The organism is Corynebacterium sp. LaCa54 (assembly GCF_046717495.1).
GTDB classification, from domain to species: Bacteria; Actinomycetota; Actinomycetes; order Mycobacteriales; family Mycobacteriaceae; genus Corynebacterium; species Corynebacterium kefirresidentii.
This window is the reverse complement of sequence record NZ_CP177115.1, coordinates 2,351,601-2,375,785: the sequence shown is the minus strand read 5'-3', so window position 1 is coordinate 2,375,785 and position 24,185 is coordinate 2,351,601. Positions and strand designations below refer to the sequence as shown.

Sequence of the window (24,185 nt, the reverse complement as noted above, 5' to 3'; positions counted from 1 at the left end):
AGTGACAGTGAATTCGCACCAGCGCATTCCCGTCTCCTCAGAGCCGTTGGCCCGCGGAGTAATTGAATTCCTCGGCGGGCCAATGGGCCGTTTTGCCGGCGTTCGCCCCACTCAATGGTGGACCCCGCTGCGCGCCATCATCGCCGTCGGTTGGGTATTTCTGGCTTGCGGATTCCTCTCCAAAGCCAATTGTGCCGGCGGTACCCGCGGTGATGACGGGGTTATTAGCTTGAATTGGGCAGCAAACCGCCAGTACACCTCTTTCTGCTATAACGACATCATCCCGCTCTACGGCGGCCGTGGCCTCGATGAAGGCGGCTTCCCCTATGCCTATTCTTGGCAGGAGGGCGACCTGACCCGCTATATGGAATACCCGGTCCTCGCGGGCTTATTCCAAGGAATGATGGGGTGGATCGCCCGCAATACCTATTCCCTTGTGGAGTGGGCCGGAATCCCGGAGGCCGGTTGGTACTTCGGCCTCACCGCCCTGGTCATGTCCTGTATCTGGGTCGGCGTGCTTTATATGGTCTACCTGTTGGTAGGCAATCGCACGTGGGACACCATCCTCGTAGCGGCCAGCCCCCTTATCATCATTCACGCCTTTAGCAACTGGGATATCCCCTCCATCGCCTTTGCCGTAGGCGCGCTTCTGGCCGCCGCGCGCAAGCGGCCGGTGGTAGCAGGTGTCCTTATCGGCCTTGGCGCCTCTTTCAAGCTATGGCCGGTCTTCATCTTGGGGGCATTCTTGGTCTTGGCGGTGCGCAACCGCCGTTGGTCGCAATTTTTCCTAGCCTTACTTGGCGCGTCCGTAGCTTGGATTGCGGTCAACGCGCCGGTGGCAATGAAATACCCGGATGCGTGGCGAGAATTTTTCCGCCTCAACCAAGAGCGCGGTGCGGAGTGGACCACCATCTACTCAGTGCTCAGCCGCAATACCGGCATGAGTTTTAGCCCAGAGTTTCTCAATACCTTCAGCTTGGTGGCTTTTTTGGCTCTTTGCGCAGCAATTGCGGTGCTGGGTCTGCGCAGCGCGCGAACCCCGCGCATGGCAGAGCTGGTCTACCTCATCGTGGCTGCCTTTTTATTGGTCAACAAGGTGTGGTCGCCGCAGTATTCGCTTTGGCTGGTGGTCCCCGCAGCTCTGGCGTTGCCGCGCTGGCGTCTGGTCTTTAGCTGGGCGCTTGTCGACGCCCTGGTATGGCCGCTATTGATGTGGCACATGCTGGGCACGGACAATAAGGGCATTCCGCACGAGCTTCTCGACGTCGCCGTTATTTCCCGCGATGCCCTCATTATCGCCATGGCTGTATTTATCATTCGCCAGATGTGTGGGAAGGTCACGGATAAGGTGCGCGATGCGCATGGTAGCAGTGATCCTTTGGCAGGAGCATTCGCATGATTGTTACCTATATCGGGATGGCCTCCATCTTCTTAGGCTTTCTCTGCGTGATGGGTGCCTTTTGGCTGTTTCATAACCGCGAGGATCGGCGCGGGCCCATCGTTTTAGGGATCTTGGCTATCCTTTTCCTCACCATCATTCCGGCGACAGCCGCTGTGTTTTTCGCCGCAACTACCACCGGTTAGATTTCTTTTCGCCGGTCACTTGCGGTACTGTAGTGGGGTTGCTTGACGCAACGTACCCTCCTGCTGCATCCGCAAAGGTGATGCAGCCGAAAACTACTAGACCATAGGAGGTGATGAGGTCCGTGCGTCACTACGAAGTCATGATCATTCTGGATCCTAATCAGGATGAGCGCACCGTAACCCCGTCCCTGGATAAGTTCCTCGAAATCGTCCGCCAGGATGGCGGCAAGGTTGAGAACCTTGATGTATGGGGCAAGCGTCGTCTTGCATACCCCATCAACAAGAAGGAAGAGGGCATTTATGCCGTCGTCAACTTGGAGTGCGAGCACACTTCGGTTGCCGAGCTCGACCGCCGTCTGAACCTGAACGACACCATCCTGCGTACCAAGGTTCTGCGCACCGACAGCAAGTAACGGATACTGGGATCAAGCACAATCCACGTAACCGATAAGGAGTAAAGACATGGCACAGGGAGATACCAATATCACGGTGGTAGGCAACATCGTTGCTGACCCCGAGCTGCGCTTCACCCCGGCGGGTGCGGCAGTAGCTAACTTCCGCGTCGCCTCCACCCCTCGTCGCTATAACTCGCAGACGAACCAGTGGGAAGACGGCGAAGCTATGTTCCTGACCTGCAACGTATGGCGTCAGGCGGCAGAAAACGTCGCCGAAACCCTGTCTAAGGGCATGCGCGTCATCGTTACCGGACGCTTGAAGCAGCGTTCCTTCCAGACCCGCGAGGGTGAAAACCGCACCGTATTCGAGATTGACGTCGACGAAGTCGGCCCGTCTCTGCGCTACGCCACCGCACAGGTAAACCGCAATCCACGTGAGGGCGGCAATAACTTTAGCGGCGGCCAGCAGCGCTCGAATAACAATAATCAGGGCGGTTTTGGAGGCGGCCAGCAACAGCAGCCGCAGCAGCAGAACCAGGCTCCTTCTGAGGATCCGTGGAACTCCGCGCCACCAGCTGGTGGTTTCGGAGGCGCTGATTCTGAACCTCCGTTCTAAGTCTGTCACCCGCAACTATTCAACTAACTCAATTGAAAGGCAGGGATCATGAAGCTGATCCTCACCGCTGCCGTTGAGAACCTCGGCGCCGCTGGCGAAATTGTTGAGGTTAAGGACGGCTACGGACGTAACTACCTGCTTCCTCGCGGCCTGGCTATCGTGGCTACCCGCGGCGCAGAGAAGCAGATTGAGGGCATCAAGCGCGCCCAGGAAGCTCGCGAGATTCGCGACCTGGATCACGCACGTGAGGTCCGCAACCAGCTCGAGCAGCTGACGGATGTCAAGGTAGAGGTTAAGACCTCCGAATCCGGTAAGCTCTTCGGTTCCGTTAAAGCAGAAGACATTGTCAACGCCGTCTCCAAGGCCGGTGGCCCAAAGCTGGATAAGCGCATTGTTGTGCTTCCAAAGGGCCTGGTCAAGAAGACCGGCAACTACCAGGTCGAGCTGAAGCTGCACGCTGATGTTATCGGCAAGGTGAACTTCTCGGTCGTTGCTGCCTAACTAGGCGCACGACGGTCCATATAGACCCAAAGACAACAGCAACGCTTTAGGCCTCAAGTTCCTGCTATGTGAGGTGGCAGGCTCTTGGGGCCTTTAGCGCGTTTTCACCGGCTTGTGGATAACTGTGGAAATCTGTGGATAACTCTCTAGCTCATTAACTTTGCGTTTACACCTCGGTTGCTTTATTAACCCGCAGGTCAGGGCCCTTATCCACTGTTAATGTGCCACTTTTCACATCTGCGAAAACCCGTCGTGAGCAGGGGATATGATGTGTGCAGGTCATGGAGGTTTTGAGTTATCCACAAGCATATGCAGGGCAATTGCGGCCCGAGTATGCCGCGACCAGCAATTTCCACACCATCCTGTGGATAACTTCCGGCTTTATACCCAGGGGGTAGTGTCCCGGCGCTAGACTAAACTGAAATTCCGTTACGCTCGCTCGAATAGCTACAAGGGGGAAGACATGACCAACGCCAGCTTTGACGATGAACACCTGCCGCCGGAGCCGCCGCCCGAGGAGGAACCGGCCCCACGCCGTCGCTTTCAGCAGGAAGAGCCAAAGCGCTATGGAGAATTCCGCCAGCCCCCCGCAGACCGGGAGGCGGAGCAGGGCGTCCTAGGCGCAATGCTGCTGAGTCCCCATACGGTGATGGAAGTCATTGAGGAACTGGAACCGGAGGACTTTTACTATCCGGCCCATACCCTGATCTACCGCGCCATGCTGGACCTTTATTCTGAGGGTAAAGACGTCGATGCTGTCATTTTGGCCTCTCAGCTGGATCGCTTTAATAACCTCGAACGCGTTGGTGGCGCCCCCTATCTGCACACGCTGCTGGCCACGGTGCCGACGGCGGCAAATGCCCGCTATTACGCAGAGATCGTGGCGGAGAAGGCCGTGTTGCGCAAGCTGGTTGATGCCGGCACCCGCGTAGTACAGCTAGGATTTTCCGGCACCGAGGATGCAGAGATCGAGTCCGTCCTGGACCGCGCCCAGCAGGAAGTCTTCGCCGTCGCCCAGCGCAAAACTGCGGAAGATTACCGAGTCTTGGGTGACCTCATTGACCCCACCATTGATGAGCTGGCAGCACTGCAGCAAGCCGGCGGTGTGGAACTAGGCGTGCCAACTGGTTTTATCGATCTAGATAAGCTGACTAACGGTCTCCACGCGGGCCAGATGGTCATCGTCGCTGCTCGTCCCGGTGTGGGTAAATCGACCCTAGCCATGGATTTCATGCGGTCCTGCTCCTTGCAGCATGGTAAGTCCTCGGTAATCTTCTCCCTCGAGATGTCAGCCTCGGAGATTGTCATGCGCCTGCTCTCGGCGGAATCAGAAGTCAAGCTGGCCGATATGCGCGGCGGCCGTGTCTCCACCGAGGACTGGGCGAAAATTGATGAGACCCTCAACCGAGTGCAAGACGCCCCGCTGTTTATTGATGACTCTCCAAACCTGACGATGATGGAGATTCGTTCCAAGGCTCGCCGCCTAAAGCAGCAGCACGGGCTGGATTTGATCGTCTTGGACTACCTGCAGCTGATGTCTTCGGGTAAAAAGGTTGAGTCCCGCCAGCAAGAGGTTTCCGAATTCTCCCGCCAGCTCAAGCTTTTGGCCAAGGAGCTAGAGGTTCCTCTCATCGCAATTTCGCAGCTGAACCGTGGACCCGAGGCGCGTACTGATAAAAAGCCGCAGCTTGCTGACCTCCGTGAGTCCGGCTCCTTGGAGCAGGACGCCGATATGGTCATGCTGCTGTACCGTCCTGACTCCCAGGATCGCGATAATGAGCGCGCCGGCGAGGCGGATATTATCCTAGCCAAGCACCGTGGCGGTCCAATCGATACCGTGCAGGTGGCACACCAGCTGCACTACTCCAAGTTCGTCAATATGGCCCACGGATAAATTACAGGTCGACCACCGCATTGGGATCGCCCAATCGTGGGCCGAGGATAACCAACACCAGGAAAACCGCAGCTGCGGCAAGCGCTAACCAGCGCCAGACGGGGAAGAAGCGTTCGCCACATAGGCGGGCGAACGCCGCACCGATGAGTGCGCCCACGGTGTTAAATATGAGGTCATCAATATCCGTTCGCCCAAGGGCAAACGCATATTGGCACACCTCCAGCACTAGGCTCAGGCCAAATCCCCACGCCACAGTGGTTTTAATGGAACGGCACAGACTAAACACCAGCATTCCAAACGGGATAAAGAAGGCCGTGTTTCCCGCGTACTCAAATAGCGGACCAAACCAGCTGCCGCCGCAGAATTCATCCAGCGGCACCCAGCGCAGTTCTCGCGCACGCTGATTTTCCGGTTTCCACAAATAGCCGATTTGGTAGAAAGGCTTGAGCGTGGTCAATGCGACCATAACGGCCGTCCACGCGGCGAGGGAGAGCCTACTGAGCAAGCGCTATTCCTTTCTGCTCGGGCAGACTGAAGGCGGCGGCAGCCGCAATGCCAAATGCTGCGGCGAATACAATAAATAACCAGGCCGTCCCACCCGCAGCAAGCAGTGGCGGGACGATTAGTGGGGCCGCAATAGATGCTAGCCTACCGAAGCCTGCTGCCGCTCCCGTACCACGCCCTCGCAATGAAGTGGGATACAGCTCCGGACCGATGGCATAGAGGGCTCCCCAGGCGCCGAGGTTGAAGAAGGAGAGCAGACAACCAGCCAGGATGATCAATGCTTCCGTAGCTGCTGCTCCATATAGGCCGGCTGCTGCTGCCGAGCCGAGCAGGAATACCGCGAGGGTTACCCGCCTGCCCCAGAGCTCGATGAGCCAAGCTGCCACCGCGTAGCCAGGCAGCTGGGCAAGGGTGATAATGAGGGTAAAACTAAAAGACTTCACTAGGGAGAAACCGTCGGCTACTAGCAGAGAGGGAATCCAGATGAAGGCGCCATAGTAGGAGAGGTTTACACAGAACCAAATGGTCCACAACGCCGCGGTCCTCCTTCGTAGCTGCGGACTCCAGATAGACGCTGCGGGGGAAGGTGTGGGCTCTGGGAGGGCATCGTCCAGCGGGCGATTTTCCGCCGCGGCTTCGAAACTGGCAACGATAGCTTCGGCCTCATCATGGCGGCCTTTGGATTCAAGGAAACGCACAGATTCTGGTAGACCGCGGCGCACATAGATTGAATACGCGGCTGGCAGCATGCCAAGGGCCAGGGCCCAGCGCCAACCGGATTCAGATGTGCTCACCACGAAAGTGCCGATGATGGCCGCAAGGATCCATCCCAAGGCCCAGAATGCCTCGAGAATGACTACCATCCTTCCGCGGACCCGCCGAGGCGCGAATTCGGATATGAGCGTGGAGGCAACTGGTAGCTCGGCTCCGAGGCCCAACCCAACGATGAATCGGAAGAAGATGAGAACCGTAAGTCCCCCAGCTAGCGCGGATGCCCCTGTTGCCAAGCCGTAGACAAGCAAGGTGAGAGAAAAGACATTGCGGCGGCCGAATTTATCTGCCAGCAATCCGCCAAAGGTTGCACCGAGCGCCATGCCAAGGAAGCCTGCCGAGGCCAACCAGGAGGTCTGGCTGGCACCTAGATCCCAGTGAACGGCAAGGGCGGCCATGATGAAGGAGATTAACCCGACATCCATAGCATCAAGCGCCCATCCAAGGCCGGAACCTAAGAGTAGGCGCTTGTGCTTAGAGGTGACGGGAAGGCGATCGAGACGTTCGGTGCGGCTGAGCATGCGATAATACTATCGCTGAACAGAAAAACCTTTCAGGCGTAGTGAGTTGGTAACCACAAAAACCGAGCTCAGTGCCATCGCGAGGCCGGAAAATAATGGGTTGAGCAGGCCAAGCGCGGCAACAGGAATGAGTATGACGTTATAGGCAAAGGCCCAGAAAAGGTTGCCCTTGATAATTGCTAGCGTGCGGCGCGAGAGCCGAATGGCATCAGCAGCGCAGCGTAGATCGCCGTTCATCAGGGTGATATCAGAGGCTTCAATTGCCACGTCGGTACCCGCGCCCATGGCGAGCCCAAGGTCCGCCTGGGCAAGGGCGGCGGCGTCGTTAATGCCATCGCCCACCATCGCCACGGTGTGCCCCGCGGCCTGCAGCTCCTTGATGTGGTTTACCTTGTCTTCCGGTAGTACCTCGGCGCTGACGCGTTCGATCCCCACCTCGGCAGCAACGGCGCGGGCGGCCCCAGCGTTGTCGCCGGTCAGCAGGTAAGGGGTAAGCCCCAGCTCCTTCATCTGCGCCACAGCGGCGGCCGAGCTCGGCTTGATAGTATCGCGGACCTCAATGATTCCGGCAGGTTGGCCGTCCACGGAGACAACCACCGGCGTGGCACCAGAATCTTGTGCCTCGCGGAACGGTGCTTCTAAGTCACCCAAGGAGCCTTGCGGCTTGCCGACGCCCACCCGGGCCCCCTCCACAGTTCCTTCCACGCCACCCGGAACCACTGCGAAGTCGGTAGCCGGCTTAACGTCGCGCTCTTTGGCTATGGCGCGAGCGATGGGGTGCTCGGAATTGTGCTCGACGGCCGCGGCCAGCTCGAGCACGTCACCGTGTACGGCGGTAACGGACATCTCTCCGGCTGTGACTGTGCCGGTCTTATCCATGACGATGGTATCGATTTGCCGCGTAGATTCCAGGATCTCCGGGCCTTTAATGACAAGCCCCAGTTGCGCGCCGCGGCCGGTGCCGACGAGGATTGCTGTGGGCGTCGCCAAGCCCATAGCGCAGGGGCAAGCCACGATGAGGACGGAGACCGCGGCGATAAAGGCTGGGGCCACCCCGCCGAAGAGGAGGTGGGCGAGGAGTGTCAGCACTGCTACGGCGATGACCGCGGGGACGAAGACTTGCGCAATGCGGTCCACGAGGCGCTGTACTGGTGCCTTGGACGTTTGTGCATCCGTGACCAGCTGGGCCATTTGGGCCAGTACTGTATCCTCGCCCACTTTGGTCGCTCGAACCTCAAGCTTGCCAGAGGCATTAATGGTCGCGCCGGTCACTGCATCGCCGGAGCCGACCTCAACGGGCACGGGCTCGCCGGTAATCATGGAGGCGTCGACCGCCGAATTGCCGGCAACGACGATGCCATCGGTGGCGATCTTTTCGCCTGGGCGTACTACGAAGACATCGCCTACCTTTAATTGGGCAATTGGAATGCGCTGCTCGCCTCCCTCGCGCAGCACCGAAGCTTCCTTAGCTCCTAGGGAGAGTAGCTCCCGCAGGGCCTCAGAGGACTGGCCTTTGGCCCGTGCCTCGAACCACCGGCCGAGCAGGAGGAAGGTAATGACCATGCCCACGGACTCGAAATAGATGTGGTCCACCTGCGCCGCGTTCGCGTCCAGCGTCATGTGCATTTTCATGCCCGGTTCGCCCGCGTTGCCGAAAAACAGCGCCCACAGCGACCAAAAATAGGCCGCTGAGGTTCCCATGGTGATAAGCGTGTCCATGGTAAAAGAACCGTGCTTGAGGTTCGTCCACGTGGCGGTGTGGAAAGGCGCGCCACCAAAGATGTAGACGATGGTAGCGATGATGGCGCAGGCCCACTGCCAATTGGGAAATTGCAGGGCCGGCGACATCGATACCACCATGAGCGGCAGTGATAAAGCTCCGGCGACAATGGTGCGGCGCAGCAACGCGTCGCCATCATCCTTCTTAGGCTGGGGATCCTCTGCCTTCGTCTCGGCCATGTCGAAAGCGCCGTAACCTGCGCCCTCAACCACCGAAATGAGCTCCTGTGGACTTACCGTCTGGGAGTCATACTCGATGGCCGCCGCCTCGGTAGCGAAATTGACGCTGGCGCTTACACCCTCGAGCTTGTTTAGCTTGCGCTCGACACGGGAGGAGCAGGAAGTGCACGTCATGCCCGTGACGCCAAGGTCCAAGTGGGACATGGCGGTGCCTACTTCAACGTGTAGCCGGCCTCAGTTACAGCGGCCGCTACCTGTTCATCGGTGAAATCGGTGCCAGTAACCGTGACGGCGCCGGTGGTGTGGTCTGCAGTGACTTCGCTAACGCCGGAGATTTCGCCGACTTCTTCCTTTACTGACATTTCGCAATGTCCGCAGGTCATGCCCTCTACGGTGTAGTTCTTGGTGCTCATAATGATCCTTCCTGTGGGTTGATTCCGCAGCCAATCATATACCCCCAGGGGGTATATGACAAGGTTTATTCAGGTACGTTGGGGAATAAAGCGAAACACAAAGGAGTTAGAACAAGCATGGCTACTATCGATGTCACCGAAGAAAACTTTGAAGAAACCGTTACCGGCGAAGGCATTACGCTCGTAGACGCTTGGGCCGATTGGTGCGGACCTTGCAAGCGCTTTGCGCCGGTTTTTGAAAAAGCCTCCGAAGAGCACACCGATGCTACCTTTGCCAAGCTGGATACCGAGGCTAACCAAGGCCTCGCATCCGCACTGGAGATTCAGTCCATTCCAACGCTGATGATTTTCCGCGATGGCATCTTGGTATTCCGTGAGGCTGGCGCGCTGCCCCCTGCAGCATTGGAAGACCTACTCAAGCAGGTTAAGGAACTCGACATGGCAGAGGTCCGCCGCCAGGTAGAAGAGCAAAATGCGCAGGGCTAATACCAACTAGCTTCCTCGGCGCTTTCTGGTGAGTATCGCTAAACTCGCTAGAAAGCGTCTTTTTTATTTCCAAAGGAGAAGATAATGGCTAACCCTTTCAGCAAAGGTTGGAAGTACATGATGAGTTCCTTCGATCAGAAGATTGACGAGAACGCTGATCCGAAGGTGCAGATCCAGCAGGCTGTTCAGGCGGCCAAGGAGCAGCACCAGCAGATTTCTGAGCACGCCGCAGAAATCATCGGCCATAAGTCTCAGCTGGAAATGCAGATGGACCGCCTGGTGAAGTCCCAGCAGGACTACCAATCTCAAACCCAGCGTGCATTGGAACTGGCAGATGCGGCGGAGGATCCGCAAAAGGCTGCCGAATATAACCAGGCTGCGGAAGTTGTTGCTTCTCAGCTGGTTGCAGTGGAGCAGGAACTGGAAGACGTCAAGCAGCAGTACGCTGCCGCAGAGCAAGCTGCCGCGCAGGCCAAGAGTCAGCAGCAGCAGTCTGAGGCGCGCTTGAAGGAGCAGCTAGCCCAGGTTAGCCAGCTGGAGGCCCAGGCGGATCAGGCGGCTATGCAAGAAAAGAACGCCCAGGCTATTGATTCCATGAATCAGCTAAACCCGGATGATTCCGTGCCTACTCTTGATTCTGTGCGCGCCAAGATTGAAAAGCGCTACGCCGATGCCCTGGGCGCGCAAGAATTGCAGCATGCTACCGGTGGCGACCGCATTAGTGAGATCAAAGCCGCCGGCAATGACATGAAGGCGACTGCGCGCCTTGATGCCATCCGGGCGGATATTAAGAAGAAGAAAGAGCTCGAGTCCGGCGATTAATTCTGCCGGCGAACGTTAATTAAAACCCCACGAATCCCCGAGTGGAAACCATCGCGCAGGTTCACGCGCTGAGTTTCAGTCAGGGTGTATTCGTGCAGGGTTTCGCAGGCAAATTGCAGTAATGGGCGGTCGATCTCCGGGGGAAGCCCGCCGCCCGAAAGCAGGTGTGCCTGGTCGCGCTGCTCGGTGCTAGCAGCGTTATCGAACCACCAGGAGGCGTATTGCTGGCCCACGTCGAAGGGGGACTGGAATCCAGCCGAGCTCCATACTTCCTCCGGCAGCGGAACGTATTTAGAGCGCAGCTTGCGGCGCGGCGCCATCATGGATGGCTTTGGTGCTGGTTTTTCTGCCGGAGCATCCTCCTCGGCAGCGGAGTCCTCTGTGGTGTCAGCCCTTGGCGGCGCTGGCTTGGGCGTCGGGGCCGGGGTGGGCTTCTCGGTAGCACCGAAGGCTGCCTCCACCTCCGAAGGCTCGCCGCATTCGTCCGGCTCCGGCATTTCCTCGCTGTCCTTGTGGGCGTTTTCGCGTACCACTGGCGGAAGCGGGCCTTCTAGGACCTGCAATTCCATAGCGTCTGCGAAGTCCTCGCGCGGGTCCAAAATGGTGGTGGAATCGCACGCATGGCGCAGGGCGGAGGACATGGAGTCCCAGCCAAATCCATAAAGATGCACGCGGATGCCATTGTCCACGGCTGCTTGGGCACCGGGAATCATGTCTGCATCGCCGCTGACGAGGACAAAGTCAGTGAATTGACCCTTCATGGCGGCGATGACCATATCCGCCACCAACCGGGTATCCACGGCCTTTTGGGTGCGGCGCTCACCCCACTCGATGAGCTGGCCAGTGCGTAGTTGTACGCCTTCGCAGGTGCGCAACGCCCGTTGGTAGCGGTGCGGGCCGGTATCGGGAATGCCGTCATACCAGTATTGGCGTTGGATCGGGGTTCCCAGTTGGTTCTCGATCATCCCGCCCATCGTGCTGACCACCTCGGGTAGATCGATTTCTAGTTGCGCGCGAGCTCCGGTGTCCCATGAGTTATAAAAGCTTGCGAGCAAGTATGAGGTATCGACAAAGACAAGTGTGCGTTCAAGCATGGCTCCTAAGTTCCGTTCTAATTGTTCTAAATAAAATTCTTTGTGGTTTCCAGTGTGCCCCATTAGTCACAAAACGTCGATAACCTTGGACAAAATCCCAGCGCAGTAGGGGCAAAAAAGTTTTCTCTACGGAAGTATTGCAGCGGTGGACTGTTGCCGATATGGTTGGTTACACAAGTAGCTAACCAACGAACCGAGGGTTAATGGATAATTCCACCCAACCACTCTTCCGCCAGATTGCTTCCTTGGTGGAAGACGCCATTGTGGACGGAACCCTGGGCGAGGGGGACCGGGCTCCGTCCACTAATGAGCTTGCTGACTTCCACAACATCAACCCGGCCACCGCTCGCAAGGGGATAAGCCTCCTAGTGGATATTGGTGTGCTGGATAAGCGTCGCGGCATCGGCATGTTTGTCGCAGACGGTGCCCTGGCGAAGATCCGCGAGCGCCGCAGGGCCGATTTTGCGGCGGAATACATGGCCCCGCTTGTGGATGAAGCTGTGCGGCTGGGGTACCACCGCGCCCAACTCCATGACCTATTTGATCGCGTTGCAGAAAGCCGAGGAATGTACTCATGATTAAGACACGAGATTTCACCTTTGCCGATGGCCTGACGCACGGCCTAGTTGGCCCCAACGGCATAGGCAAAACCACGCTCCTGCGCAAGATCGCCGGCCAAATCCAATCAGGCGGGATAACGGTCTTCGGGGAGAACCCTTTTGATAATCAATCGGTTCTCAACCGAGTCATTTTGATGGGGATTGATAACCCGCTACCGGATTCCTGGGGCATCGGAAAGCTGGGCGTCATAGGAAAGGCACGGTGGCCGCGATGGGACGATGAGCGGTTTAATGAGCTGCTGGTTCGCTTTGATGTTCCGGCCAAGGCTTATTCTTCCCTTTCCCGCGGGCAAAAGTCTGCGGTGGGCTTCATCTTCGCCGTTGCATCTGGCTGCGAAGTCATGCTTCTCGACGAACCCTATCTCGGCCTCGATGCACAGCGCCGGGAGCTCTTTTATCAGGTGCTGCGAGAGGAACACGGCCGCACCATGGTCATTTCCACCCATCACCTCAATGAGGTGGCGGGCCTTCTCGATACCGTTTCTCTCATGGGAGATAATCCAATTTCCGGTCCAATCGATGACTTCATCGAGGGGATTCTGGAGCTCACTGGTCCATCCGAGTCTCTCACCGCAGCGGCCGAGGAGCTGGGCCTTCCTGAGCTGACTAGGACAACCACGTCCTTAGGGGATCGCGTGCTTATCGACGCCCGCTCCGCTTCGACCGATCCCATTTTTCGCATTGCCCAGGCCAACGGCCTGCGTGTCAATGAGGTCTCTTTAGAGCGTGCGGTGCTGGCATTAGAGGAGAGAGCATGAAACTACTGTGGTACCTAGGCGATTGGTGGCTCTGGACCTTTTTCCTGTTCGCATTATTGGTCATGCCAGTCATGGCAGAGGGAACATGGAGCGTGCTCCCCGTAATCGCTTCCTTGGGGCTCGTGCTCTCCCTGCAGCCTGACTTTCAGAAATATCAACTAGTGGGCTTGGGATCGAAAATCTGGAACGAACATCGTCGCATTCTCGTCGCGCTACTCGCACTAGCGGCAGCCGTGGGCGCTCTCACTGTGCAGCTGTGGTGGGCATTGCCTGTTTATGCAGTCGCGACGCTATGGGCCATGTATCGCAGCGCCACTCCGAAACGCTCCGGGTACACCACTGTTGGCGTGCAACCTTCGAGCGGATTTGGTTGGTTCCCCCGCACCTTGGCCGGGCAAACGATCTATCGCCCGCAGGCCAAAGCTTGGTGTGGGGCGTGTTTGGCGCAGATGATTGGCTTAGTTCTCTACCAGTATGAGGACGCGGCTTCAGTGCTCGAATTCCTCGGCATCTTCATCTGGGTACTGACTGTTGTGCTGCTCGGGGCGGTCTTGGGCAGCTTAAGAAAATCCCTCCGCGAATACACGGTTATGGGAGGAAGTCGTAGAGATTGGGCCCTGCATACTGCAGTGCTCGGCCTGATACCTGTCCTCGCAGCCATCAGTATCAGCGCAGCACTGACGAATGACAGTGAACTCGTTACGGCCATCGCATTGCTTAGTGCGACCTGTGCCCCGGTTTTGGTCACGCTGGAATTTCTGGGAAAGAAGAACTGGTACCTATTCATCCTCTATGCGGTCCTCATAGCCGGAATAGTCGTCATTTACGTCCAGACCCCCATCCCCGCAATTGCCAAGTTCTTCTTGGCGGTGGCCTTCTATGCAGTATGGGCATTGACCCTCCCCAGCTACATTCGCCGAGCGAATGTTCACGGCGGCGGAATGAGTCGTTGGATGGGCGTATCTTAAAGCTCCCAAAATAGTAATTGTCCTGGGGATTTGTGTTTGTTTGAGTCGCTGTGTAACTTAATATGAGTCAGCGCGACCGACAGCGCCCCACAGGAACAAGAAAGTTCCTGGCTGAAGCGGCGATAGGAAAACAGGCCCTGACAAAATAAATTTTTCGCTCACGACGAGCTACACACGCAAGTGTGTCGTTGTTGTGTGGTGGTGATGTTTGAGAACTCAATAGTGTGCCAATGTACTTTTTATTTTTTGTGTGCATGGTTGTGTGTTGATTGGTTTGTCTGCCAGCAGGCTTAGTGGTTTGTTGGTTGGTGTGTGCCGGTTGGGTATGTGGAACACGTACCTTTTTGAATGCTGTTTGGTGTTTCGGCTGCATTGAGATGGATTGGTTGGCATGTGATTGTGTTTACCTTTTTTGGTTTCCTCTTTTTGACCCCGTCGGGTTGAGGGGACTGTTTATTTTTTCTTTGTAGTAATTTTTTGGACGCCAGCATGAGCTGCATTTTGTGTGGTTTGTGGTGGTTTGTTCTTTTGTTGGGTTTCGGGCTTTTCACGGCCTGTTTCGGATTTTGTTCTGAAATTTTTTTGTGGAGAGTTTGATCCTGGCTCAGGACGAACGCTGGCGGCGTGCTTAACACATGCAAGTCGAACGGAAAGGCCCTGCTTGCAGGGTACTCGAGTGGCGAACGGGTGAGTAACACGTGGGTGATCTGCCCTGCACTTCGGGATAAGCCTGGGAAACTGGGTCTAATACCGGATAGGAGCCATTTTTAGTGTGATGGTTGGAAAGTTTTTTCGGTGTAGGATGAGCTCGCGGCCTATCAGCTTGTTGGTGGGGTAATGGCCTACCAAGGCGGCGACGGGTAGCCGGCCTGAGAGGGTGGACGGCCACATTGGGACTGAGATACGGCCCAGACTCCTACGGGAGGCAGCAGTGGGGAATATTGCACAATGGGCGCAAGCCTGATGCAGCGACGCCGCGTGGGGGATGACGGCCTTCGGGTTGTAAACTCCTTTCGCTAGGGACGAAGCTTTTTGTGACGGTACCTAGATAAGAAGCACCGGCTAACTACGTGCCAGCAGCCGCGGTAATACGTAGGGTGCGAGCGTTGTCCGGAATTACTGGGCGTAAAGGGCTCGTAGGTGGTTTGTCGCGTCGTCTGTGAAATTCCGGGGCTTAACTCCGGGCGTGCAGGCGATACGGGCATAACTTGAGTACTGTAGGGGTAACTGGAATTCCTGGTGTAGCGGTGAAATGCGCAGATATCAGGAGGAACACCGATGGCGAAGGCAGGTTACTGGGCAGTTACTGACGCTGAGGAGCGAAAGCATGGGTAGCGAACAGGATTAGATACCCTGGTAGTCCATGCCGTAAACGGTGGGCGCTAGGTGTGAGGGTCTTTTCACGACTTTCGTGCCGTAGCTAACGCATTAAGCGCCCCGCCTGGGGAGTACGGCCGCAAGGCTAAAACTCAAAGGAATTGACGGGGGCCCGCACAAGCGGCGGAGCATGTGGATTAATTCGATGCAACGCGAAGAACCTTACCTGGGCTTGACATACACCGGATCGGGCTAGAGATAGTCTTTCCCTTTGTGGCTGGTGTACAGGTGGTGCATGGTTGTCGTCAGCTCGTGTCGTGAGATGTTGGGTTAAGTCCCGCAACGAGCGCAACCCTTGTCTTATGTTGCCAGCATTTGGTTGGGGACTCATGAGAGACTGCCGGGGTCAACTCGGAGGAAGGTGGGGATGACGTCAAATCATCATGCCCCTTATGTCCAGGGCTTCACACATGCTACAATGGTCGGTACAACGCGCAGCGACACTGTGAGGTGGAGCGAATCGCTGAAAGCCGGCCTTAGTTCGGATTGGGGTCTGCAACTCGACCCCATGAAGTCGGAGTCGCTAGTAATCGCAGATCAGCAACGCTGCGGTGAATACGTTCCCGGGCCTTGTACACACCGCCCGTCACGTCATGAAAGTTGGTAACACCCGAAGCCGGTGGCCCAAACTTGTTAGGGAGCCGTCGAAGGTGGGATCGGCGATTGGGACGAAGTCGTAACAAGGTACCCGTACCGGAAGGTGCGGGTGGATCACCTCCTTTCTAAGGAGCTTTATTATTCGGGCACAGTTGTGCCTTGTCCTGCCACTTTGTGGTGGGTGTTGGTTGAGTGTGCGAGTGTCATGCTGCCAACGTTGTTTGTTTGAAAATTTCCGGGTGGAAGATACACCTTTAAGACAAAGACCGAGTGTTTGAATGGCGCTTTGTGACACACAGTGTCGTGCACAGTTTGAAAAAAGTATTTGTTTGTATGTTGGTGCATTGTTGGGTGTCTGGGGCATTATCCCCTTTTTTGGTGCCTGACCATTTTGCTGGTGTGCATGGTTTGTGTGTGCTGGTTTGTGGTTGGGGTGTTGTGTGAGAACTGTATAGTGGACGCGAGCATTAAACACGTATGACGTGCTGCGCTTTGTGTGGTGTGTTGTGTGTGTTTGTGTGATTTCTTTTTTGTGTTTATTTTGTCAAGTTCACTTGTGTGGCCGCCCGCGCTTTTTGTGTGTGGTGGTTTGTGTGTTCGTTATTAAGGGCGCATGGTGGATGCCTTGGCATGCTGAGCCGATGAAGGACGTGAAAGGCTGCGTTAAGCCTCGGGGAGTTGTCAATTAAGCGTTGATCCGAGGATGTCCGAATGGGGAAACCTGGCCCTGGTTATGTGGGGTTACCCTTCAGTGAATTCATAGCTGTTGTGGGGGTTTACGCGGGGAAGTGAAACATCTCAGTACCCGTAGGAGAAGAAAATAATAATGATTCTGCTAGTAGTGGCGAACGAACGTGGATGAGGCTAAACCGTGTGCATGTGATACCTGGTAGGGGTTGTGTGTGCGGTGTTGTGGGCCCTGATGTGCGGTGACTACCATTGCCGCGCCCTCGCATTGTTGTTAGGTGAAGTGGTTTGGAATGGCCTGCCGGAGTAGGTGAGAGTCCTGTAGCTGAAGATGATGATGTGTGGGTTGTTGGGTTGCCCGAGTAGCAGCGGGCTCGTGGAATCTGCTGTGAATCTGCCGGGACCACCCGGTAAGCCTAAATACTCAGTGTGACCGATAGTGTATGAGTACCGTGAGGGAATGGTGAAAAGTACCCCGGGAGGGGAGTGAAATAGTTCCTGAAACCATGTGCTTACAATCCGTCAGAGCACCGTGTGTGTGATGGCGTGCCTTTTGAAGAATGAGCCTGCGAGTCAGCGGCATGTCGCGAGGTTAACCCGTGTGGGGTAGCCGTAGGGAAACCGAATCCTAATGGGGTGCAAAGTGGCATGTCCTGGACCCGAAGCGGGGTGATCTACCCATGGCCAGTGTGAAGCAGCTGTAAGAGGTTGTGGAGGCGCGAACCCACGTAGGTTGAAAACTGCGGGGATGAGCTGTGGGTAGGGGTGAAAGGCCAATCAAACTCCGTGATAGCTGGTTCTCCCCGAAATGCATTTAGGTGCAGCGTCGTATTATAGCTTGGTGGAGGTAGAGCGACTGGTTGGTTGAGCGGGACTACAATCTTAGCAATGTCAGCCAAACTCCGAATGCCACTAATTGTGTTGTACGGCAGTGAGACTGTGGGGGATAAGCTTCATAGTCGAGAGGGAAACAGCCCAGATCGCCGGTTAAGGCCCCTAAGGGTGTACTAAGTGGAAAAGGATGTGGGATCGCGAAGACAGCCAGGAGGTTGGCTTAGAAGCAGCCATCCTTGAAAGAGTGCGTAATAGCTCACTGGTCGAGTGGTTCTGCGCCGACAATGTAGTGGGGCTCAAGTACACCGCCGAAGCCGCGGCAACAATTTTTTGTTGGGTAGGGGAGCGTCGTGCATGGGTTGAAGCGTTACCGTAAGGAGGCGTGGACTGTGTGCGAGTGAGAATGCAGGCATGAGTAACGAATTGATAGGTGAGAATCCTATCCGCCGGATGACTAAGGGTTCCTGGGTCAAGTTCGTCTTCCCAGGGTGAGTCGGGACCTAAGGCGAGGCCGACAGGCGTAGTCGATGGATAACCAGTTGATATTCTGGTACCCGTACATGCGCGCCCATGATAAAGCACTGATACTAACCACCGCGGATGCATTGCTGGTCTTCTTTGAAGTCTGGTGGTGTTGATGTCGTGGGGCCTGATGTGTGGTTCAAGTGATGGGGTGACGCAGTGAGGTAGCCACGCCACTTATTGGATTGGTGGTGTAAGCGTGCAGACCGTGTGGTAGGTAAATCCGCCGCACATTTTGGTTGAGGCGTGATGCGTAGACCCATTGGGGTTGATGGTGGTGATCCTGTACTGTCGAGAAAAGCCTCTAGCGATGTGTGTGTATGGCCCGTACCCTAAACCGACACAGGTGGTCAGGTTGAAAATACTAAGGCGTTCGGGTGAACTGTGGTTAAGGAATTCGGCAAAATGCCCCCGTAACTTCGGGAGAAGGGGGGCCCTACGATGTGAGCACTCTTGCGGTGTTAAGCGTTGTGGGGTCGCAGAGAATAGAGGGAAGCGACTGTTTATCAAAAACACAGGTCCATGCGAAGACGTTAAGTTGATGTATATGGACTGACGCCTGCCCGGTGCTGGAAGGTTAAGAGGACCGGTTAGTCAACGTTGTTGGCGAAGCTGAGAATTTAAGCCCCAGTAAACGGCGGTGGTAACTATAACCATCCTAAGGTAGCGAAATTCCTTGTCGGGTAAGTTCCGACCTGCACGAATGGCGTAACGACTTCTCTGCTGTCTCAACCACAGGCCCGGTGAAATTGCACTACGAGTAAAGATGCTCGTTACGCGCGGCAGGACGAAAAGACCCCGGGACCTTCACTATAGCTTGGTATTGGTGTTTGGTTCGGTTTGTGTAGGATAGGTGGGAGACTTGGAAGCTATCACGCTAGTGGTGGTGGAGTCGTTGTTGAAATACCACTCTGATCGGATTGAGCATCTAACCTTGGCCCATGATCTGGGTTGGGGACAGTGCCTGGTGGGTAGTTTAACTGGGGCGGTTGCCTCCCAAAATGTAACGGAGGCGCCCAAAGGTTCCCTCAGCCTGGTTGGCAATCAGGTGGTGAGTGTAAGTGCACAAGGGAGCTTGACTGTGAGACAGACATGTCGAGCAGGGACGAAAGTCGGGACTAGTGATCCGGCACCTACTTGTGGATGTGGTGTCGCTCAACGGATAAAAGGTACCCCGGGGATAACAGGCTGATCTTCCCCAAGAGTCCATATCGACGGGATGGTTTGGCACCTCGATGTCGGCTCGTCGCATCCTGGGGCTGGAGTAGGTCCCAAGGGTTGGGCTGTTCGCCCATTAAAGCGGCACGCGAGCTGGGTTCAGAACGTCGTGAGACAGTTCGGTCTCTATCCGCCGCGCGCGTTGAAACTTGAAGAAAGCTGTCCCTAGTACGAGAGGACCGGGACGGACGTACCTCTAGTGTGCCAGTTATCCCGCCAGGGGTATCGCTGGTTGGCTACGTACGGAAGGGATAACCGCTGAAAGCATCTAAGCGGGAAGCCTGTTTTAAGATGAGGTTTCGTTAAGGTCCCCTAAAGACGATAGGGTAGATAGGCCAGACCTGGACGCACTGTAAGGTGTGAAGGCTACTGGTACTAATTGACCACAACAAACACCAACACACACTATGTGTGCTGGCAAAAAGCAACAAAACAAGAAACAACAAATTTGTCACTGTCGTGACCGCGTCCACTATGCAGTATCTGACACAACACCCGAACACCCATTAAAAAGAGGGTAGATGTTCTGAAGGTTTGTCGGTGGTCAATAGCTGCAGGGAAACGCCCGGTCCCATTCCGAACCCGGAAGCTAAGCCTGCACACGCTGATGGTACTGCAACCGGGAGGTTGTGGGAGAGTAAGTCACCGCCGACACCAAACAACAAACACAACAAAATACAACAAAGAAGAAGAGGACGGTATACCACCGCCCTCTTCTTTTTGCGTTTTACCAGCCCTCCCGGCCGGTGGAAGGCCTCATCTGCAAAGCCAAGAGTACGGCTGAAGGCTATGGAGGGGAGAGTCTGGGCGGACTCACATCTTGTCACCGGCCCACAACGTGGCAAGGGTGCCCCGAGCTGTCTATGCAGTCTCGGGCTATTGAGCTATTTTTACTACCACCACACTGCCTATCCTGTAGCAGCCATCGGTTTCAACATAGGCCATCGAGAAGCCGCTAGCACGAGGCTCGGCGTACCGGGCTTGTGCTACTGAAAATCGATGAGACGGTGTGTGTATAGCGGCAGGGCGGACTCAAACTCGCGCGGCTTTTCACTCAGGGGATCAGTAAATTCGATGCGCGTGGCCGTTAGGTGCATGGGGATACGCATATCCTCTGCTTCTTCGGGAAAGATTTCTGGATAGACTGGGTCACCCAGGATAGGTACGCCTGCTTGCCACATATGGAGACGCAATTGATGGGTCTTACCCGTGGTGGGGTTTAATGAGTAAATTCCTAATTCTGGCAGGTGGCCGTGTAGTTTTTCATAAGGGGCATTGTCTATGCGGTCGACTGAAGCGAGGGTAGTGAACGCATTAGGGGGACCGTCGCCAATTCGGCCCTGGATTTCGCCGGGGGTCTTGGTGAGGTGCGAGGACCATTGGAGGGGCGTCGGAAAGCGCCGGTATTTGGCGATCGCTTGATAGGTTTTTGCGACTTTCTTTTCAGCGAAAAGGGTTTGGTAGGCACCGCGCACCTCACGGTGTTTGGTAAATAGCAAGATTCCGGATGTAAGTCTGTCTAGACGGTGTGCTGGTGCTAGTTCGCTATTTCCGGTCATTCGCCGCAGCTGGACTGTAGCGGTCTGTACGATATGTCGCGCCCGTGGCATGGTGGCCATGAACGGTGGCTTATCGGCGATGAGAATGTGTTCATCTTCATAGAGAACGGGGATGTCATAAGGCACCGGTATCTCGGGTGCCGGCATGCGGTAGAAAAAGACGTCCTCATCTTGGCGCAAGACGAATTCCGGTCGGAGCTGGGTTTGGTCGCGTAGGACCACCTCGCCGGAGTCAAAGCGCGCTTGGAGCGCGGCGGCGTCATCGTGAGGATGCCGGTGGCGTTGTGCCGAGATTACTGCACTAAGAAAATCCCAGGCGGTTATGTTTGCCTCAGGGGTGCGCACGCGGGTTGGGTTTAGGCCGTCTTTAATCGGTAAAGGCGTGAAACCTTTTCTGCGATGTACTAAGGTTTTGTCCATGGATTTTAACTCTCTCATTGAACCGGTTGTTGCCTTTTTCTCTGAAGGTATCGGCGCCGTAATTCGCACCGTCTTGGAATTTGTTTACACCGTTATGTTCCCGTCGAATTCTGAGGCCGCAACCATCAACCCTCAAGCCTAATCCGTACTACAATTAAGGTATAACCACGGAAAGGACACATCATGGCCAAGGAAGACATTGTAGTCGTTGCCGTTGACGGTTCGGAAGCATCCAAGAATGCAGTCCGCTGGGCCGCAAATACGGCTATGAAGCGCGAGATTCCTCTTCGAATTGCATCGAGCTACACCATGCCGCAGTTCTTGTACGCAGAGGGCATGGTTCCGCCGAAGGAACTTTTCGATGACTTGCAGGCCGAGACGCTGGAAAAGATCGAAGAGGCTCGCGCTATCGCTCATGAGGTTGCCCCAGAGCTGAAGATTGGTCATACGGTGGCTGAGGGCTCCCCGATCGATATGCTGCTGGAAATGTCGCATGATGTCACCATGATCGTCATGGGTTCCCGCGGCATGGGTGGCTTGTCTGGCATGGTGATGGGCTCTGTCTCCGCTTCGGTTGTCTCCCACGCTTCTTGCCCAGTGGTTGTCGTTCGCGAAGATAATCACGTTACGGAATCCACCAAGTACGGTCCTGTTGTGGTCGGTGTGGATGGCTCTGAGGTCTCGCAGAAGGCCACTGCTTATGCATTCCGTGAGGCGCAGGCTCGTGGCGCCGCTTTGATTGCGGTTCACACCTGGATGGATATGCAGGTACAGGCTTCCTTGGCTGGTCTTTCGGCCGCCCAGTCTGAGTGGGCTGATATCGAGAAGGAGCAGAGCGAGCTGTTGGCTGAAAACCTCAAGGAGCCGCGCGAGGAGTACCCAGACGTAGAGGTCAAGCAGCTTATCACCCGGGATCGTCCAGTGAGCGCTTTGACCGAAGCCGCAGAAGGTGCGCAGCTTCTGGTTGTGGGCTCCCATGGCCGCGGCGGCTTTAAGGGTATGCTCTTGGGCTCGACCTCTCGCGCATTGCTGCAGTCTGCACCATGCCCGATGATGGTTGTTCGCCCGGATGAGGACAACTAAAAGCTACTGCGTATAAGGTGCTCCGCCCATGTAGGCGGAGCACCTTTGTTGTTGCGTACCCCCTAGAGCCGGTTCGCTCGTGTACGTTGGAGTGTGCCCGTTAATTTAGGAGGATTGCATGAATTTGGGTTTGGGGCTTTTTAGCTCGATTGTTATCGGTATTATTGCTGGCTGGCTGGCAGAAAAGATTATGAAGCGCGACCACGGCTTGTTGACCAACCTTATTGTTGGTGTGCTGGGCGGCATTATCGGCGGAATGATTATCCACTTCCTGAACATTGAGGAAGGCGGATGGATCTTCTCCTTGATTGCCGCTACTGGTGGTGCTTGTATCCTGTTGTGGATCGTGGGGCTCATTAAGAAGTAGCCCGCATTTAATTCGCGTACAAACCGGTTTGTCTATAAAGTATAGATGAACCGGCTTTGTCGTTTTAGAGAGGAAACCATGGCAGAAAAGAAGTCGCGCCGTAATCGGCCCAGCCCGCGTAGTCGGCTGCTGGAATCGGCGACCAAGCTTTTTACTACCGAGGGCATTCGTGTCATCGGAATTGACCGCATCCTGCGTGAGGCGGACGTAGCTAAGGCTTCTTTGTACTCCTTATTTGGTTCCAAGGATGCGCTCGTAATCGCCTATGTGGAAGCTTTGGACGAGAAGTTCCGCCAGGATTGGGAGCAGCGCACTGCGGAGATGACGGATCCGGATCAAAAGATCATGGCCTTTTTTGATAAAGCGATTGAGGAAGAACCCAAGCAGGATTTCCGCGGATCCCACTTTTTGAATGCGGCCGGAGAATACCCGCGACCAGAAACTGAAGCTGAGCACGGGATCGTGGCTGCATGTATTGAGCACCGTAACTGGGTGCACTCTACCTTGACGGCATTGTTGACTGAGCGCAATGGGTACCCATCCTCTTCGCAGGCGAGCCAGCTTTTGATCTTCTTGGATGGTGGTCGCGCCGGCGCTCGGCTCACCAAGGAGATTGGGCCGCTGCAGACGGCTCGCGAACTGGCTACTCAGATGCTTTCTGCTCCCCCTGCTGATTATTCGATTTAAGATACTTTCGTGCCTCCATACGTAGCCGGTTGACCCGCTTCTTCTCTTCCTTGGAGAGGGCGGGTTCTTTTTCGCGCTTGCGCCAGCGGCGGATGCTGTCTCGGCGCATAGTATGAACGTCCTCAGTAAGTGGGTAGTCGCGGTGCAAAATGATCTCAAACATGGCGGTTTGGATCAGCGTGAAGAGATACGCGCAGCCCCAGTAGAGAATGATTGCTACCGGGATTGGTCCGGTTTGGGCCAAGTGCCATAGGAAGAATGGGATGACTAAGAGCAAAAAGCCCATGATGATGAAGACGCGACGGTTGACCTTTTGATCAAACTGAGTGGTGCGGAAGCTGCGCACCAGAGAAATAACAGAATTAGCCATGGTAAAGGTAATAGCGGCTATCAAGATGGGGTTGATGAGGTCGCCGTGTTCGCGGGCGAAATCCGTCAACGGGGCGCCGTAGAAGGTAGTTTGGCGGAAGGCCGACACATCGGAGGCATTCAGCATTCCCACGGTGGTGGAGCCGCGCTCGATATTAGACATGCGCAGGAGCACCTGGTAGAGGCCGATGAAGGCCGGGATCATGATGAGTGGGGGAAAACAGCCCGCTGCAGGGTTATAGTTGTAGCTCTTCATGAGGTTCTTTTCCTCTTGCATGAGCTCCACCATTTCCTCGGTAGTGGTGGCGTTGTTCATCTGCTTTTTGATGCGGTTGTTTTCTGGGCGGATGAGTGCGCCGATACGGGCGGAACGTACGGAAATCCAGTTCAGGGGGACAACGACTCCACGCACGGTGATAACGAGCAGAATGATCGAGATCAGCCAAGCCGTGGATTCACTGACGAAGCTGCTGACGATCCAGTGCCAGAATTTCATGATTCCAGAAACCGGGTACATGAAGACTTCGTACATACTTAACCTTTCATGGGCAGTATGGTC

Annotated in this window: 22 protein-coding genes and 3 rRNA genes; 18 read left to right on the top strand and 7 right to left on the bottom strand. The window is 55.7% G+C overall.

The annotated features are described in order from the left end of the window. The first annotated feature begins 1 nt into the window (after position 1). The 6 genes from ACLI1M_RS11385 to dnaB all read left to right on the top strand — a co-directional run bounded on the left by ACLI1M_RS11385 (position 2) and on the right by dnaB (position 4,990). Positions 2-1,399: a glycosyltransferase family 87 protein gene (locus ACLI1M_RS11385; RefSeq protein ID WP_034655600.1), complete on the top strand. Its 1,398-nt coding sequence runs from the start codon at positions 2-4 to the stop codon at positions 1,397-1,399. Next, positions 1,396-1,584, top strand: coding sequence for a hypothetical protein (locus ACLI1M_RS11380; RefSeq protein WP_023020135.1), 189 nt, complete (start codon positions 1,396-1,398; stop codon positions 1,582-1,584). The genes ACLI1M_RS11385 and ACLI1M_RS11380 overlap by 4 nt, the downstream gene beginning before the upstream one ends. A 122-nt stretch (positions 1,585-1,706) precedes the next feature. Further along, the gene (gene rpsF, locus ACLI1M_RS11375; RefSeq protein WP_023020134.1) at positions 1,707-1,997 is read left to right on the top strand and encodes a 30S ribosomal protein S6; all 291 of its coding nucleotides are present in this window, start codon (positions 1,707-1,709) and stop codon (positions 1,995-1,997) included. A gap of 49 nt (positions 1,998-2,046) precedes the next feature. Further along, a complete protein-coding gene (locus tag ACLI1M_RS11370; protein WP_023020133.1) occupies positions 2,047-2,595 on the top strand; it encodes a single-stranded DNA-binding protein in 549 nt (182 codons plus the stop codon). Between the two features lie 48 nt (positions 2,596-2,643). Then, positions 2,644-3,096 carry a 50S ribosomal protein L9 gene (gene rplI / locus ACLI1M_RS11365; protein ID WP_023020132.1) on the top strand — a complete coding sequence of 151 codons (453 nt, stop codon included), beginning with the start codon at positions 2,644-2,646 and terminating at the stop codon, positions 3,094-3,096. Positions 3,097-3,559: 463 nt separating this feature from the next. Then, complete coding sequence (gene dnaB / locus ACLI1M_RS11360) at positions 3,560-4,990, top strand: replicative DNA helicase (RefSeq protein ID WP_023020131.1); 1,431 nt, start codon at positions 3,560-3,562, stop codon at positions 4,988-4,990. A gap of 1 nt (position 4,991) precedes the next feature. Here the strand turns inward: dnaB and ACLI1M_RS11355 are convergent, their stop codons facing one another. The 4 genes from ACLI1M_RS11355 to ACLI1M_RS11340 are packed head-to-tail and all read right to left on the bottom strand — an operon-like array spanning position 4,992 to position 9,158. Continuing rightward, a complete protein-coding gene (locus tag ACLI1M_RS11355) occupies positions 4,992-5,495 on the bottom strand; it encodes a VanZ family protein (RefSeq protein ID WP_023029499.1) in 504 nt (167 codons plus the stop codon). Beyond that, positions 5,485-6,786 (bottom strand): MFS transporter, encoded by a 1,302-nt coding sequence (locus tag ACLI1M_RS11350; RefSeq protein ID WP_023020129.1) that lies wholly within the window; start codon positions 6,784-6,786, stop codon positions 5,485-5,487. Before ACLI1M_RS11350 ends, ACLI1M_RS11355 begins: the two co-directional genes overlap by 11 nt. Before the next feature lie 9 nt (positions 6,787-6,795). After that, on the bottom strand, positions 6,796-8,949 hold the full coding sequence (locus ACLI1M_RS11345) for a heavy metal translocating P-type ATPase (protein WP_248100226.1): 2,154 nt from the start codon (positions 8,947-8,949) through the stop codon (positions 6,796-6,798). 8 nt (positions 8,950-8,957) lie between these two features. Further along, positions 8,958-9,158: a heavy-metal-associated domain-containing protein gene (locus tag ACLI1M_RS11340; protein WP_086588338.1), complete on the bottom strand. Its 201-nt coding sequence runs from the start codon at positions 9,156-9,158 to the stop codon at positions 8,958-8,960. A gap of 117 nt (positions 9,159-9,275) precedes the next feature. On the opposite strand from ACLI1M_RS11340, the gene trxA reads away from it, so the two are divergent. Both trxA and ACLI1M_RS11330 read left to right on the top strand, forming a co-directional pair. Continuing rightward, positions 9,276-9,644, top strand: coding sequence for a thioredoxin (gene trxA / locus ACLI1M_RS11335; RefSeq protein WP_005325956.1), 369 nt, complete (start codon positions 9,276-9,278; stop codon positions 9,642-9,644). Positions 9,645-9,728: 84 nt separating this feature from the next. Then, positions 9,729-10,466, top strand: a complete 738-nt coding sequence (locus ACLI1M_RS11330; protein ID WP_248100225.1) for a PspA/IM30 family protein — start codon at positions 9,729-9,731, stop codon at positions 10,464-10,466. Here ACLI1M_RS11330 and ACLI1M_RS11325 read toward each other — a convergent pair. Beyond that, positions 10,463-11,560, bottom strand: coding sequence for an NYN domain-containing protein (locus ACLI1M_RS11325; RefSeq protein WP_248100223.1), 1,098 nt, complete (start codon positions 11,558-11,560; stop codon positions 10,463-10,465). The genes ACLI1M_RS11330 and ACLI1M_RS11325 overlap by 4 nt on opposite strands. A 203-nt stretch (positions 11,561-11,763) precedes the next feature. On the opposite strand from ACLI1M_RS11325, the gene ACLI1M_RS11320 reads away from it, so the two are divergent. The 6 genes from ACLI1M_RS11320 to rrf all read left to right on the top strand — a co-directional run bounded on the left by ACLI1M_RS11320 (position 11,764) and on the right by rrf (position 19,795). Beyond that, positions 11,764-12,138, top strand: coding sequence for a GntR family transcriptional regulator (locus tag ACLI1M_RS11320; protein ID WP_023020124.1), 375 nt, complete (start codon positions 11,764-11,766; stop codon positions 12,136-12,138). Continuing rightward, complete coding sequence (locus ACLI1M_RS11315) at positions 12,135-12,938, top strand: AAA family ATPase (RefSeq protein ID WP_023020123.1); 804 nt, start codon at positions 12,135-12,137, stop codon at positions 12,936-12,938. Before ACLI1M_RS11320 ends, ACLI1M_RS11315 begins: the two co-directional genes overlap by 4 nt. After that, complete coding sequence (locus tag ACLI1M_RS11310; protein WP_023020122.1) at positions 12,935-13,906, top strand: hypothetical protein; 972 nt, start codon at positions 12,935-12,937, stop codon at positions 13,904-13,906. Before ACLI1M_RS11315 ends, ACLI1M_RS11310 begins: the two co-directional genes overlap by 4 nt. A gap of 581 nt (positions 13,907-14,487) precedes the next feature. After that, positions 14,488-16,005: ribosomal RNA gene (locus ACLI1M_RS11305) — 16S ribosomal RNA — on the top strand. 468 nt (positions 16,006-16,473) lie between these two features. Next, positions 16,474-19,539: ribosomal RNA gene (locus tag ACLI1M_RS11300) — 23S ribosomal RNA — on the top strand. A gap of 138 nt (positions 19,540-19,677) precedes the next feature. After that, a 5S ribosomal RNA gene (gene rrf, locus ACLI1M_RS11295) occupies positions 19,678-19,795 on the top strand. The 16S, 23S and 5S rRNA genes sit together here, the layout of an rRNA operon. A gap of 332 nt (positions 19,796-20,127) precedes the next feature. Here rrf and ACLI1M_RS11290 read toward each other — a convergent pair. Continuing rightward, positions 20,128-21,138 carry a pseudouridine synthase gene (locus tag ACLI1M_RS11290; RefSeq protein WP_411706579.1) on the bottom strand — a complete coding sequence of 337 codons (1,011 nt, stop codon included), beginning with the start codon at positions 21,136-21,138 and terminating at the stop codon, positions 20,128-20,130. Between ACLI1M_RS11290 and ACLI1M_RS11285 the strand changes: the two genes are divergently transcribed. The 4 genes from ACLI1M_RS11285 to ACLI1M_RS11270 all read left to right on the top strand — a co-directional run bounded on the left by ACLI1M_RS11285 (position 21,119) and on the right by ACLI1M_RS11270 (position 23,257). Then, complete coding sequence (locus ACLI1M_RS11285) at positions 21,119-21,262, top strand: hypothetical protein (RefSeq protein WP_023020120.1); 144 nt, start codon at positions 21,119-21,121, stop codon at positions 21,260-21,262. The two genes, ACLI1M_RS11290 and ACLI1M_RS11285, sit on opposite strands and share 20 nt — an antisense overlap. A 41-nt stretch (positions 21,263-21,303) precedes the next feature. Continuing rightward, positions 21,304-22,203 (top strand): universal stress protein, encoded by a 900-nt coding sequence (locus ACLI1M_RS11280; RefSeq protein ID WP_023020119.1) that lies wholly within the window; start codon positions 21,304-21,306, stop codon positions 22,201-22,203. A 118-nt stretch (positions 22,204-22,321) separates the two neighbouring features. Then, positions 22,322-22,570, top strand: coding sequence for a GlsB/YeaQ/YmgE family stress response membrane protein (locus tag ACLI1M_RS11275; protein ID WP_005325340.1), 249 nt, complete (start codon positions 22,322-22,324; stop codon positions 22,568-22,570). 78 nt (positions 22,571-22,648) lie between these two features. Then, entirely contained in the window at positions 22,649-23,257 is a 609-nt protein-coding gene (locus ACLI1M_RS11270) for a TetR/AcrR family transcriptional regulator (protein WP_239208179.1), read from the top strand. Here ACLI1M_RS11270 and yidC read toward each other — a convergent pair. After that, positions 23,214-24,158: a membrane protein insertase YidC gene (gene yidC, locus ACLI1M_RS11265; protein ID WP_023020117.1), complete on the bottom strand. Its 945-nt coding sequence runs from the start codon at positions 24,156-24,158 to the stop codon at positions 23,214-23,216. The two genes, ACLI1M_RS11270 and yidC, sit on opposite strands and share 44 nt — an antisense overlap. Between the last annotated feature and the right edge of the window lie 27 nt (positions 24,159-24,185).

Bases quoted from the DNA above. Each gene is read 5' to 3' on its own strand.
- ACLI1M_RS11340 (WP_086588338.1), bottom strand. From the start codon at position 9,158: ATGAGCACCAAGAACTACACCGTAGAGGGCATGACCTGCGGACATTGC.
- ACLI1M_RS11350 (WP_023020129.1), bottom strand. From the start codon at position 6,786: ATGCTCAGCCGCACCGAACGTCTCGATCGCCTTCCCGTCACCTCTAAG.
- ACLI1M_RS11270 (WP_239208179.1), top strand. From the start codon at position 22,649: ATGGCAGAAAAGAAGTCGCGCCGTAATCGGCCCAGCCCGCGTAGTCGG.
- ACLI1M_RS11325 (WP_248100223.1), bottom strand. From the start codon at position 11,560: ATGCTTGAACGCACACTTGTCTTTGTCGATACCTCATACTTGCTCGCA.
- dnaB (WP_023020131.1), top strand. From the start codon at position 3,560: ATGACCAACGCCAGCTTTGACGATGAACACCTGCCGCCGGAGCCGCCG.
- ACLI1M_RS11370 (WP_023020133.1), top strand. From the start codon at position 2,047: ATGGCACAGGGAGATACCAATATCACGGTGGTAGGCAACATCGTTGCT.
- ACLI1M_RS11310 (WP_023020122.1), top strand. From the start codon at position 12,935: ATGAAACTACTGTGGTACCTAGGCGATTGGTGGCTCTGGACCTTTTTC.
- trxA (WP_005325956.1), top strand. From the start codon at position 9,276: ATGGCTACTATCGATGTCACCGAAGAAAACTTTGAAGAAACCGTTACC.
- ACLI1M_RS11285 (WP_023020120.1), top strand. From the start codon at position 21,119: ATGGATTTTAACTCTCTCATTGAACCGGTTGTTGCCTTTTTCTCTGAA.
- yidC (WP_023020117.1), bottom strand. From the start codon at position 24,158: ATGTACGAAGTCTTCATGTACCCGGTTTCTGGAATCATGAAATTCTGG.
- ACLI1M_RS11315 (WP_023020123.1), top strand. From the start codon at position 12,135: ATGATTAAGACACGAGATTTCACCTTTGCCGATGGCCTGACGCACGGC.
- ACLI1M_RS11280 (WP_023020119.1), top strand. From the start codon at position 21,304: ATGGCCAAGGAAGACATTGTAGTCGTTGCCGTTGACGGTTCGGAAGCA.
- ACLI1M_RS11290 (WP_411706579.1), bottom strand. From the start codon at position 21,138: ATGAGAGAGTTAAAATCCATGGACAAAACCTTAGTACATCGCAGAAAA.
- ACLI1M_RS11345 (WP_248100226.1), bottom strand. From the start codon at position 8,949: ATGTCCCACTTGGACCTTGGCGTCACGGGCATGACGTGCACTTCCTGC.
- ACLI1M_RS11275 (WP_005325340.1), top strand. From the start codon at position 22,322: ATGAATTTGGGTTTGGGGCTTTTTAGCTCGATTGTTATCGGTATTATT.
- ACLI1M_RS11320 (WP_023020124.1), top strand. From the start codon at position 11,764: ATGGATAATTCCACCCAACCACTCTTCCGCCAGATTGCTTCCTTGGTG.
- ACLI1M_RS11330 (WP_248100225.1), top strand. From the start codon at position 9,729: ATGGCTAACCCTTTCAGCAAAGGTTGGAAGTACATGATGAGTTCCTTC.
- ACLI1M_RS11380 (WP_023020135.1), top strand. From the start codon at position 1,396: ATGATTGTTACCTATATCGGGATGGCCTCCATCTTCTTAGGCTTTCTC.
- rplI (WP_023020132.1), top strand. From the start codon at position 2,644: ATGAAGCTGATCCTCACCGCTGCCGTTGAGAACCTCGGCGCCGCTGGC.